This window comes from Leptolyngbya cf. ectocarpi LEGE 11479, from assembly GCF_015207065.1.
In the GTDB taxonomy this organism is placed as follows: domain Bacteria; phylum Cyanobacteriota; class Cyanobacteriia; order Phormidesmidales; family Phormidesmidaceae; genus Leptothoe; species Leptothoe ectocarpi.
The window spans coordinates 13,687-26,426 of the sequence record NZ_JADEXP010000007.1 but is presented as its reverse complement, the minus strand read 5'-3'; the positions used below and the strand labels follow the sequence as shown (position 1 = coordinate 26,426).

Below are 12,740 nucleotides of genomic sequence, written 5' to 3'. Positions count from 1 at the left end.
ACCTTTCTCCTTAATATGTACATTCCTGAGCAGGCATGTGGGTAGTAAACGTTTACCAGTACATGCCATTCACATAGAACTATGCCACTACTTTATAAAAAATAGCTAAATCACCTGAACCAGAGAGTTACCCCATCCGACAACAGTATAGCTACTGTTAAATGCTAATAATTGTAGCTAATGCCGTGTATCAATGTAGCCAACCTAGTTACCAAGTGCCAAATCCTTAGGACAAAATCTATGCAGGGCCAGTTAAGCGAGCTGGATATTCGCAGTATTTTCCAACTGATTGACATTGGTCAGCAAACTGGAGAACTTTACATCGAATCTTTTGATGAGCATGCCACCGTAGAAGGACAGACCAATTCATGGCTCGTATTTTTTGCCAATGGAGGCATTCTCTATGCCGGACGCACAAATGAGCAACTCGATCGCCTACGGGATATATTGCATCCCCTCCATCTTTCGATCAATTGGGCTGCTGTTAATCTATCTAATCTAGCTCCACTGCGACCGCCAGAGTATGGCACTCTTTGGTGGTTACTAGAGAATAGCCACCTCACCACCCAACAGGCACGGTCAACCTTATATCGTCTGATCGAGGAAACCCTGTTTGAGGTGATCAGCTTGCACCAGGGTCGATTTTCCTTTCGTTTCAGAGCATCTCTGAGCCCCCAGCTGACTGACTTTAGCATTAGTCCTATCGTTAAACGAGTCATTCGGCAACTCCAGGGATGGCTGCAGCTACAGCCTCACTTCAGCTCGTTTGATGATTGTCCACTGCTCTTAGAGTCCTATCGCTCAGCTCTCGCGTCGAACCTGTCCCCACTTTTAGCAATGGCTAATGGCAAAACGTCCATTATTCAGATTTCACGTCACCTCAATCGCAATATTTTTAGCATTGCCCATGAGTTATATCCCTATATGCAACAAGGCAAGCTTCAACTACTGCATCATCCACAGTTAGCCTCTAGCCACCACACCAAAGACTCCATTATCAACGTTGTTCCTCGTATTGTTTGCATTGATGACACCCTATCTGTGCGTCAGGCCATAGAAATGATGCTAGATGCCAATGGCTATGAAGTTACCTCCATTGGCAGCCCAGTCAAAGCGTTGAGTTTACTCTTTAGTCTGAAACCAGATCTCATCCTCTGTGATGTGGCGATGCCTGACCTAGAAGGACATCAGCTGTGCGCCATGCTTCGACAGGCTCCCTGCTTTCAAGCAGTACCCATTATTATGCTGACCGGTAAGGACAGCTTTGTGGATCGCGTTAAGGCCAATATGGTCGGAGCCACAGACTACTTAACCAAACCCTTTAATGAGCCTGAACTCTTAGCGTTAGTAGAAAAATATGTCGGCTGCGGCAATCCCAAGCGTCTTCACCCTGAAACCTTGCTGGAGCAAGAAATATCGGCCACATTAAATCCTGAAAGCTGGAGTAGTCCTTAATCAACCCGTTCAGTGATCAACGCTGTTTACTGGCTGAATTACTGCCCCGGTTACGTGTCGAACATCACATAAACAAAAGAATTTTGATGAAAGTTTAATAAATTAGATATGGACGGGTATTTTATTAGGCACAAGCGGTAGGGTGTGCATTACTGGTCTCATGGCTTAGCTAACCAATCGCTGATTGACTAATTTGATTGCCTAAATGGTCATAATCAACTGGGCATACTACTCAACTAGCTATTTCCCCCTAGAAGGGCATAATGGGTTGAATCGAAATATGAACCGGTCTAAAACGGCGAAATTCAGGTTATGAGTACGGTTTTAGTAGTGGAAGACAGTGTTGCCCAACGAGAAATGATTATTGACCTATTGAAGGGTAATGGTCTTAAAGTTACCGTTGCTAGTGATGGCGTTGAAGCGTTGGCTCATATCCAGGGTGATTTGCCTGATTTAGTCGTTTTAGATATCGTTATGCCTCGCATGAATGGCTACGAAGTCTGCAGGCGCATCAAGTCTGACCCTGCAACTCAGAATTTGCCAGTTGTACTGTGTTCTTCTAAAGGAGAGGAGTTTGACCGCTATTGGGGTATGAAGCAAGGGGCCGATGCTTACATCGCCAAACCATTTCAGCCAACTGAACTAGTGGGTACAGTCAAGCAGCTGCTACGTGATTAGATGCCAATGATTCATGAGGGAATAGGGGCCGATGGTAGGTAATCCAGACTTTCAAACCGGAACAGGGCAGGATCAAGATCCTGAGCTACAAAAAATTGAAACGCCCGATGGTGAACTTCATCTGCGATTTTATGTGGGTTCCAACGATGAGTTTGCCTTACCTGCTATTGGTATTCGTCGGATTATTGAAAATCCTCCCGATCGGATTACCCCCGTCCCCAATGTTTCACCGCTTTTACTTGGTACCTTAAACGAACAGGGACGAGTTATTTGGGTCGCTGATCTGGGTCAGTTTCTGGGTTATCCCCAGCCGATGAATACTGACAGGGCAGAAATTCCAGTGATTGCTGTTGAACATCAGGGGACTATGTTAGGCTTAGCCGTTAATCAGATAGTTGGCACAGATTGGCTAGACGCAGAGCAAATGAAAATGTCTCGTGACTATTCCGATACAATGGCACCTTTCCTGCGGGGGGAATGGGTGTTAGGCGCCAATGCGGACCGCTCATTACGCTTATTAGACCACGTTGCCATTTTGCGTTCAGCGCGCTGGGCAGCTTAGCTTAAACGGGTTTGACAAGATGGAGATGTTTAGACTGGCAGGAGATTACAGATGGCATCGGGTATAGATTACGCTCAGACATATCAAGCGGCAGAGCGCGCATACATGCAGGGCAGTTATGAGCAAGCTGCTGACCTCATTGAGCAACTAGCGGAAAACTACCCGAGCGATCCGAATGTGCTCCTGCTCAAGGGGCATATCTATTGCTACGGTCTTAGTGCATACGATGTGGCCCGTACTCAGTACAAATCTGTCCTGAATTTAACCTCTGATCCTGAGTTCGTAAACTATGCCAACAATGGTCTGACCTATGCCGAGCAGATGGATGTGGGGCAGATCCAGGTTGATGGTAATGGCGGCGGTATGGACGAGATTACTGCAGATGGCCTATTCGACTCCATAGAACTCTACGGGGACATGGGGGACGATGCTGATGATTTGAGTGCTGGATTAGACCTGTCCTTTGAAGAGGCAGACGGTGCCAGTATTCAACCTAGCTCAGCGGTGGCAGAACCGCCGCCTGATTTGAGTGTTGACGAGCCTGATGTCTTAGTTGGTGACGATGGTTATGATCTAGCCACTGCAGCAATGGCCGATCCCTTTAATGCTACCGCTGATTATGAAAGCACGTCTGGTGAGCAAGATGTGGACATAGCCGGTGATGACGACCCATTTTCCATCGGTGACATTGGCGATTTGTCAGTAGGGGGCGATTTAGGCAATGCTGAATTATTGGATCCGTTTGCTGACAGTAGTTTGGAAGATTTGATCGAGTCTTCTGAGGAAGACGAGATTACCCTCGATAGTGTTGTCCGCGATGAACCTTCGCCCGTTGTCCAAGAGCTATCGCAATTTGATCAAGACGATTTTGACGATGCATTTCCATCGGAGGGCGGTACTGAGGATGGCTTTGCTGATTTCCCTGCCGTGGATGATTTTCTGGAAACTGGCAGTGCGTTAGAGGTTGATAATCCAGATATTGCGCCGGGTCTGTTGGAGGAGGAGCCTGAAGACAAAACCCTCTTTATGATGGAACCTGAGGGGGGTATTCAGGCTGATAGCCCTATAGAAGGTTTAGAGTTTGATGAAGCGTCAACGCTCTCAGGCATTGAGGCTGCTCCTGATGATTTAATGGATGATGAAAACGGCGAGCAGACCTTTCCTGCAGGGGGACAGACGTTTCCAGGTGTTGACACCATGGAGGGGCTGGAAAGTCAGCAAGGCGATATTGATTTTCTTGATGAATTCGATGAGTTTGATGATTTAGGTAGTCTGCCAGATTTTGATCTGTCTGAAGGGTCTACTGAACTGACAGAGCCCTCCGTGGGGTCAGAGGGAATCTTTTCTGACGACCCAGCGAGCCGTGGCGGTTCTGGGTTTAGCTTGGTTGAAGATGACGATCAAGCAATGATCGGAGATGATGACATCTTCAGTATTGAAACGGCTGATCAGCTGCCCTCATTTACCCAAGGAGAGGAGTCACCTGTGGTGGTTCCTGAGGTGGAAGATGATAGCCCGTTGAGCATGCTGACAAACGCTCCTTTGGGAACTAAGCGTAAGCTGATGGCGGGAGCAGCGGGCTTGGCGGCGATGATTGCGGTCGCAGGTGTTAATTTGGCTACCCTAGGTCGATTGCCGGATGATACATCGTCAGAAAGTCGAAATTTAATTGCTCGGGTATATCCTGCTGCGATGGCGGGGGCGGCTGGTATTGCTAGCGTATGCACGGTGCTCGGTTTAGGCTTTCTAATTGATCGTGAGGCTAAGCGCTCGATTGACAACCTGCGACAGCAGTTTGATCTAGTGTCACAAGGTGACCTCAATGCTCGAGCAACCGCTTACTCGAGCGACGATCTGGGTCAGCTGGCTACAGGGTTTAACCAAATGGCTCGGGTGATTTTGACCACCACCAGTGAAGCTCAGCGCAAAGCTCAAGAGCAAGAGCAGGCCAAAGAAGATCTACAGCGCCAGGTAATTCGGTTGCTAGATGATGTAGAAGGTGCAGCTCGGGGTGATTTAACCGTACAGGCGGAAGTGACCGCTGACGTTTTGGGCGCGGTTGCTGACTCATTTAATTTGACAATTCAGAATCTACGGGAAATTGTGCAGCAGGTTAGCGCTGCGGCTCTACAGGTGACCAAGAGTTCGTCTGATAATGAAATGTTTGCCCGTAGCTTGTCGGCGGACGCGCTGCGTCAGGCTGAGGAATTGGCAGTGACCCTGAATTCTGTGCAGGTGATGACTGAGTCAATTCAGCGGGTGGCCGATAGTGCTCGAGAGGCGGAAGAGGTGGCGCGCTCGGCATCAGCCACGGCATTGCGAGGGGGAGAAGCGGTAGAACGAACAGTGGCCGGTATTTTAGAGATTCGAGAGACAGTTGCTGAAACGACCCGCAAGGTGAAGCGTCTGGCGGAGTCATCTCAAGAAATTTCTAAAATCGTTGCCTTGATTTCGCAGATTGCATCTCGGACTAACTTGTTAGCACTCAATGCCAGTATTGAGGCTGCCCGTGCTGGTGAGGCTGGGCGAGGTTTTGCCATTGTAGCTGACGAGGTGCGTCAGCTGGCGGATCGCGCTGCCAAGGCGTCGAAAGAGATTGAGCAAATTGTTTTGCAAATTCAAGGTGAGACCAGTGGTGTAATGACAGCGATGGAAGAGGGTACCCAGCAGGTGATTGAGGGAACACGGCTGGCAGAACAGGCAAAACGTTCTCTGGAGGATATTATCCAGGTATCGAATCGAATTGATGTATTGGTGCGTTCCATTACAGCTGATACGGTTGAACAGACGGAAACCTCGCGAGCCGTGGCTCAGGTAATGCAATCGGTTGAGTTAACAGCCCAAGAGACTTCTCAAGAGTCGCAGCGGGTATCGGCCTCTTTGCAGAATCTGGTGGGTGTGGCTCGCGATCTGCTGACATCAGTTGAGCGGTTTAAGGTGGAGAGTGAAAAAAAGTAGTCTATTCAGGGCTGATTACTTGTCGGAGTATTAAAGACAATTTTCATCTAGGGAGACGAGGGTGATGCTGCCTGAACAACAACAGCGTATATTAGGCTACTTCATTGAAGAAGCCAAGGATCATCTCAATACGATTGAGCAGGGTCTGCTGAATCTTCAGGCAACCATCGGCAATCCAGAGATGGCCAATGAGGTGTTTCGAGCGGCTCACTCTGTTAAGGGAGGGGCGGCAATGCTGGGTATTGAGAGTATGCAGCGCACCGCCCACCGACTGGAAGATTATTTTAAGTTGCTCAAAGAGGCTCCAATTCAGATTGATCGGTCTTTGGAGTCTATGTTTTTGCGGGTGTTTGACGCTTTGCAGGAGCTCTTAGAGCAGCTTCAAGGGCCTTTTGGTCTCACAGAGGATAAAGAGCGCAGCATTATGGCTGGTGTTGAGCCAGTGTTTCAGCAATTGCAGGGCCATTTAGACCAGCTCGTAGCAACGGCAGATACCAACGATTTTCTAGAGGAGAAGGCTGTGCCGGTTACCGCCTCAAATCCGGTGCCTCAGCCGATTGAGGAAAGTGCGTTAAAACTTGTCTTTAGTAGTGATGTTTCCGCTGCGCTGAGGGAGATGCTAGCTCGTTTTAAGCAGGCTGATACGGAGGAAAGCCGAGCTGCTTTGGAGGACTGTTGCCAGCGATTGGAGCGGCTAGGTGAGCAGTTTAACCTGCCCACGTGGATGAGTTTGGTCAAGTATTCTCGGTGGGCGGTGTGCGATCGCAATAATGACTACCGCACGCTAGCCCCAGTCTTAATCAAAGAAATCAAAAAAGCACAGGACCTTGTCTTAGCTGGTCGTGAACCTGAAATAACTATTTCAGAAACATTGCACACCCTGGCAGCTCAGGGAGATCCTGCCAATGCCACCGACGATCTAGACGCATTATTTGCCAGCAACGAGTTGGACAGTGCCGACAGTGCTTTGTCAGCTGATATTGATGATTTGCCCATATTAGAGGAGCCAGACTTAACCGTTGACAGCAGCACTGTTGACAGCAGCATAGAAGCGGCTGCCGATGCTGCTGAGGAAGGTATCGCCTTAGATGACCTGCTCAATGATGCTGCCAACTCCCCCTCAGGTCCAGAGGTCGGTGCTGCTGAGTTGACTAGCTTAGCCGACCTGTTTGAAACGGGAGGGGATGCTCTTGACAGTGACTGGGATGAAGAAGATATTCCCATCACTGAAGCGGCAAACCCTGTTGAATCCTTGGATATCGACATTGCTCCTGATTTTGAAGATCTGCTTAGCGATGACTCATCGGCCTTAGGGACTAGCCCCAATGACTTTGAATCGGGTAACGAACTCGCTGATCTATTTGGCGATAGCGATACTCCAGAAAGCGATACTCCAGAAAGCGATACTCCAGAAAGTATTGATAGCTCAGCTAGTTCCGATATCGGGCTAGGAGACCTCACCAACCCGGTAGACAGCGCAGGCCTAGATATCACAGACCTGGATATCACAGACCTGGATATCGCAGACGTAGATATCGCAGACCTAGACAACACAGCGATCGCAGCCGAAAACGCCGAAGCAAGAGAAGATAGCATCTTGCCTGAAAGCCTCGACTCCATTGATGGCTTATTTGAGGATGCAGCCCCTGATGCTGCTTCCAGTGTTGATGATTTATTTAACACATCCCTTCCAGAAGAATCGGCGTCAGGTGTTGATGACTTATTTAATGACTCTCTTCCAGGAGAGGATGCCTCCACCAGTGTTGATGAGCTATTTGGCGACTTAGACGAACTTTCAGAAGAGACTGAGTCAAATGAGGACCTGTTAGCAGGAGCTGTTGAGAGCTTAGATGAACTCCAGGGGCTAGAAGATCCAATAGATAATAGTCCTGCCAGTACCAATGCTGACGATTTGGAGGCGCTTTCGGATATAGAGTTAGGCCTATCCGTTGATGATGCCGAGCACGGCATGGACGCGTTGTTTGGTGGCTCATCCGAGGAGACTGGCGTAGATCAGGCTACAGATGCAGTTTCAGACGGTTTCTTTGATATCGATACTGCTATCCCTGGCCCATCAGATAACTCTGAAACAGAGTCCGGTCCAGCTGAATTTGACGATTTCTTTACAGTCGGAGAATCAGCATCTGTCGCTCAAGAGACTGAATCAGATGCTTTAGAAAATGACCTGTGGGAAACCGCAGAAACAGCGGACAGTAGTGCTCCTGCTAGCATTAGTGCGCCTGCAGAAGCTACTGTAGAGGGCTTGCCAGATGATGACCTATCAGAGGATATTTGGGGCGGTGACAATCCTAACAATACGGCTGGGACGATTTTAGAAACAGACATCCCTCTTCAGGAATCTGATTTGGGGACCGGCCTAGAGCAGTCCCTAGAGGATGCATCAGCCTCCTTAGATGACAGTACGGCTGATGACTCAGAGGACCTAGAGTTAGATGATATGTGGGCCTCTGTCGAAGATGTCTCTGGAGAGAACCTGGTTACTGAAGAGCCTTCAGCCTCCTTAGATGACAATACGGCTGATGACTCAGAGGACCTAGAGTTAGATGATATGTGGGCCTCTGTCGAAGATGTCTCTGGAGAGAACCTGGTTGCTGAAACCGATCCGGTTGCTTCTGATATGTTCTCTGACATGGCCTCTCCAGAGACTACTGGGTTGGCCGATGTATTTGGCAATGACGCTACTGAACTGGATGATTTGACTATAGATTTAGGGCATCAGCCTGAGGCTCAGAGTTCTCTAGGTGCAGAGTCTCTAGATGCAGATTTAGACGAACTGTCTAGTGACACTGTTGAATCTGATAGCAGTCTAGATAGTCTGTTTGATGCGGCTGAACTGGCGGCTGAACCCGGTGCAGAATCAGACGTGGCTGCTCTCGGCGATTTGGGTGACCTAACCTTGGATGAACCCGAGGCCAGTCCCTTAGACGCATCAGGGCTGAATATACCAGATCTGAATTTGACATCAGACACTCTCCCTGGAGAAAACAGTCTTGAGGAGAACAGTGACGGTTTAGACGACGCTATTCTCAGCACTCCCCCTGCTAACGATATTGACTTTGACCTGTTGGATTTAGAAGACGGCGGTATCGTTACGGGATTTGTCATGGATGAAGATGACCTTGAGCCTGTGGGGGGTCATGCGGCTGCCGTCGCCGAGAATGATAATGTCGGCAATGGCGGGGACAGTGGTGACCTTGATCTAATAGAGGAGATGGACGAGGCAGCCGAGCCTATTGCTTCATCCCCCCTAGACGAGGCTCAGATCGGTGATGATATCGCCTCTGCTGACAGCAGTAATGATTTCGGTGATCTTGAGGCTTTATTGGAAACACCGGTAGAAGTAAGCAGCCCAGCCCAGCCAACCCCTCCAGCCCAGGATATAGACGATGAATTTGGCGATCTTGAGGCATTGTTACAGGATGCGGATCAAACCCTAGCCCCAACATCTGCTAGCAGTTCTACATCTTATCGTCCACCTGCCAATCGGTTATCGGGACGTCGCATGATCACTGATCAAACCATGCGCGTATCGGTCAATCACTTGGACAACCTGAGTAATTTGGTTGGAGAGCTTGTGGTTAACCGCAATACCCTAGAACAAGACCAAGAACGGCTGCGACAGTTTTTAGACAATTTGTTGTTCCAGGTGCAGCAGCTCAATGATGTCGGTCAGCGTATGCGTGACCTCTATGAACGCTCACTGTTAGAAAGCTCGTTGATCTCTAGCCGTCAGTCTTATCACGTAACAGCTGCCGGGGTGCCAGCGGAAACAAATAGCGAGCTTGGGGATCATGCCACAGGTGAGTCTTTTGATGCTTTGGAAATGGACCGGTTTACTGGTTTCCATACCCTGTCTCAGGAAATGATTGAGCTGATCGTGCGGGTGCGAGAATCAGCCTCTGACATTGCCTATACAGTTGAGTCGTCAGACCAGGTTACTCGACAGTTTAGACAGGTTACCAATCAGCTGCAGGAAGGCTTAAATAAGGCTCGCATGGTGCAGTTTGCCCAAACAGCGGCAAGATTACCCCGGGCCGTACGCGATATCTCTCTCAAGTGTGGGAAAGAGGCTCGCTTGGTCGTAGAAGGCCGCGACATTTTGATTGACAAGATGATTCTAGAGCAGCTCTACGACCCCATGACTCACTTGGTCAATAATGCTATTACCCATGGTGTGGAAACCCCGGAAGAGCGTCGCCAAGCTGGAAAAACTCCAGAAGGGGTGATTACGATCCGAGCGTTTTATCAAGGTAATCAAACTGTGATTTCTGTAGGGGATGATGGTGCTGGTATTAACCCGGATGTTGTCAAGCAGAAGGCCTTACAAAAAGGACTGATTTCTCAGGCAGATGTTCAGACGATGACGGTACTCGATGTGTACGATCTGCTGTTCCATCCTGGGTTTAGTACCCGCGATCAGGCTGATGACTTTGCCGGACGTGGGTTTGGTATGGATGTGGTGCGTACCTCTCTAGCGGACATTCGCGGTAATATCACCATTGATTCTGAACTGGGGCGCGGCACCAACTTTACCATCCGTTTGCCACTCACCTTGAGTATTTCCAAGGCGCTCAGCTGTATTAGTAATCAAGCGCGGATTGCTTTTCCCATGGATGGTGTGGAAGATATGTTTGATGTATCGCGCGAGCGTATCCAGCAAAATGATCAGGAGCAAGATTGTATCTTGTGGCGCGATACGTTACTGCCTTTCCAAAATCTATCTGATCTGTTGTCTTTTAATCGGACCCTCGGTCGTGGTCGGGTGTATGGCGGCAATCAGGATGAGAATATGATCTCTATTGTGGTGCTGCGCAGTACCAATAGCTTTATCGCCTTAGAAGTCGATCAGGTGATGGGGGAGCAGGAAATTGTGATCAAGCAGCTAGAAGGTCCGGTGCCCAAGCCTACGGGTATTGCTGGCGCTACGGTTCTTGGCGATGGTCGAGTGATGCCCATTGCCGATGTTCTAGAACTGATTGATTTGGCAATGGGCCGGGTCCGACGTGAACCGAATGCTGCAGTTTGGACGCAGTCGGATGATGCACCACCAGAAGAAATTAGTAAGGTTAAGTCTGAGCCGACGGTCTTGATTGTGGATGATTCAATTACGGTGCGTGAGCTGCTGTCCATGAGCTTTAACAAAGTGGGCTACCGAGTAGAACAGGCTCGTGATGGCCAGGAGGCATGGGAAAAACTGCGGTCTGGCTTACCGTGTGATCTGGTTTTTTGTGATATTGAAATGCCTCGTATGGATGGCCTAGAGCTGCTGTCGCGTTTACAGAAAGATGATGGATTGCAGCAGATCCCCATTGCGATGCTGACGTCCCGTGGTGCCGATCGTCATCGGCAGATGGCGGTTGAGCTTGGGGCCAGCGGTTACTTTACCAAGCCCTATTTAGAAGAAGCTTTGCTGGATGCGGCTCAGAAGATGCTCCATGGAGATAAGTTGGTCTAAGGAGCTGACTACGTTAGGATCAGGGGTAGACGTTTAGACTTCCCTAGATAGGTGACTGATGAGTTCTAGCGTGGCCTTAACAGATGCATCAAGCCAGCGGGACTGGCAACCTATCGTCCAAGCTTTTGTGGATGTGCTCAGTGATGATCAGGTGGTACGCCGTAAAGAGGAGCTGCTGGTTTATGAGTGTGATGGTTTAACCAGCTATCGTCAGCGGCCTGCCATTGTTGTATTGCCACGAACCACTGCAGAAGTCGCGGCGGCGGTTAAGGTTTGCGATCGCAACCACATCCCCTTTGTCACCCGTGGCGCTGGCACGGGCCTTTCCGGTGGAGCCTTGCCCATCGAAGATAGCGTGCTGATCGTCACCGCCTGCATGCGTCAAATTTTAGACATCGACTACGATAACCAGCGGGTCGTGGTCCAGCCCGGTGTCATCAATAACTGGGTCACCCAGGCTGTCAGCGGTGCTGGTTTTTACTATGCCCCCGATCCGTCGAGCCAGTCTGTATGCTCCATCGGTGGCAACATTGCTGAAAACTCAGGCGGTGTCCACTGTCTTAAATATGGCGTCACCACCAACCATGTATTGGGTCTGAAGCTGGTGCTGCCCAATGGCGATATCGTCGATGTTGGCGATATGCCAGAAACCCCCGGTTATGACCTTACCGGCATTTTTGTCGGATCTGAAGGCACCCTGGGCATCGCCACCGAGATTACCCTGCGCATACTCAAGTCCCCGGAAAGTGCCCACACGCTACTAGCTGACTTTAATACCGTTGAAGCTGCAGGTAAAAGCGTCTCTGAAATTATCAGTGCGGGCATTATCCCAGCCGGGATGGAAATGATGGATAACTTTAGCATCAATGCAGTCGAAGAAGTCGTTGCCCTGGACTGCTACCCGCGCGATGCCACCGCTATTTTGCTAGTGGAGGTAGATGGCTCCCCAGCAGATGTTGCCGCCAGTGCTCAAAAAGTTAGCGAAATTGTCAAGGCCAATGGAGCCCGGCAGGTTGCGATCGCAACCACCCCCGAAGAGCGCCTCCGTCTCTGGAAAGGCCGCAAAGCCGCCTTTGCCGCCATGGGCAAGCTGAGCCCTGACTACTATGTCCAAGACGGCGTTATTCCCAGAGCTAAACTCCCCCACGTGCTCAACGAAATCGAGGCACTAAGCAAAAAATATAGCTACGACGTCGCCAATGTCTTCCACGCTGGTGACGGCAATCTCCACCCCTTAATCTTGTACAACAATGCCGTTCCTGGCCAGCTCGAAACCGTGGAAACCCTCGGGGGTGAAATCCTCAAGCTCTGCGTCGATGCTGGCGGCAGCATTTCCGGTGAGCACGGTATTGGGGCCGACAAACGCTGCTATATGCCCCAGATGTTTACCCCAGCTGACCTAGAAACGATGCAGTGGGTCCGTCAGGCCATTAACACCCAGGGGCTGGCCAATCCCACCAAGCTATTTCCCACGCCCAAAACCTGTGGTGAAGCTGCCATGGCTCAGTCTGCCAAGTTTGACGAGATAGAGCGATTCTAGCCATTGCCCGTTACAAAATAAACCATCTGCGACCTAGGTGTTCTAGTGATTCTACGTAGATGATTTATCCC

Annotated in this window: 6 protein-coding genes; all 6 read left to right on the top strand. The window is 49.8% G+C overall.

Features of this window, described 5'->3' with window-relative positions; translation table 11 throughout:
• The first annotated feature begins 240 nt into the window (after positions 1-240).
• Positions 241-1,455, top strand: coding sequence for a response regulator (locus IQ260_RS01930; RefSeq protein WP_193990345.1), 1,215 nt, complete (start codon positions 241-243; stop codon positions 1,453-1,455).
• A gap of 312 nt (positions 1,456-1,767) precedes the next feature.
• Positions 1,768-2,133 (top strand): response regulator transcription factor, encoded by a 366-nt coding sequence (locus tag IQ260_RS01925; protein WP_023071014.1) that lies wholly within the window; start codon positions 1,768-1,770, stop codon positions 2,131-2,133.
• A 31-nt stretch (positions 2,134-2,164) separates the two neighbouring features.
• Positions 2,165-2,695, top strand: a complete 531-nt coding sequence (locus IQ260_RS01920) for a CheW domain-containing protein (protein ID WP_193990343.1) — start codon at positions 2,165-2,167, stop codon at positions 2,693-2,695.
• Between the two features lie 51 nt (positions 2,696-2,746).
• Positions 2,747-5,653, top strand: coding sequence for a methyl-accepting chemotaxis protein (locus tag IQ260_RS01915; RefSeq protein WP_193990341.1), 2,907 nt, complete (start codon positions 2,747-2,749; stop codon positions 5,651-5,653).
• A 64-nt stretch (positions 5,654-5,717) separates the two neighbouring features.
• On the top strand, positions 5,718-11,129 hold the full coding sequence (locus IQ260_RS01910) for a hybrid sensor histidine kinase/response regulator (protein WP_193990340.1): 5,412 nt from the start codon (positions 5,718-5,720) through the stop codon (positions 11,127-11,129).
• A gap of 58 nt (positions 11,130-11,187) precedes the next feature.
• Positions 11,188-12,669, top strand: a complete 1,482-nt coding sequence (glcD, locus tag IQ260_RS01905; protein WP_193990338.1) for a glycolate oxidase subunit GlcD — start codon at positions 11,188-11,190, stop codon at positions 12,667-12,669.
• Positions 12,670-12,740: the final 71 nt, after the last annotated feature.

What these genes read in the sequence shown, in the direction of transcription:
- IQ260_RS01925 (WP_023071014.1), top strand. Translation starts at nt 1,768, where the DNA reads ATGAGTACGGTTTTAGTAGTGGAAGACAGTGTTGCCCAACGAGAAATG.
- IQ260_RS01915 (WP_193990341.1), top strand. Translation starts at nt 2,747, where the DNA reads ATGGCATCGGGTATAGATTACGCTCAGACATATCAAGCGGCAGAGCGC.
- IQ260_RS01910 (WP_193990340.1), top strand. Translation starts at nt 5,718, where the DNA reads ATGCTGCCTGAACAACAACAGCGTATATTAGGCTACTTCATTGAAGAA.
- IQ260_RS01920 (WP_193990343.1), top strand. Translation starts at nt 2,165, where the DNA reads ATGGTAGGTAATCCAGACTTTCAAACCGGAACAGGGCAGGATCAAGAT.
- IQ260_RS01930 (WP_193990345.1), top strand. Translation starts at nt 241, where the DNA reads ATGCAGGGCCAGTTAAGCGAGCTGGATATTCGCAGTATTTTCCAACTG.
- glcD (WP_193990338.1), top strand. Translation starts at nt 11,188, where the DNA reads ATGAGTTCTAGCGTGGCCTTAACAGATGCATCAAGCCAGCGGGACTGG.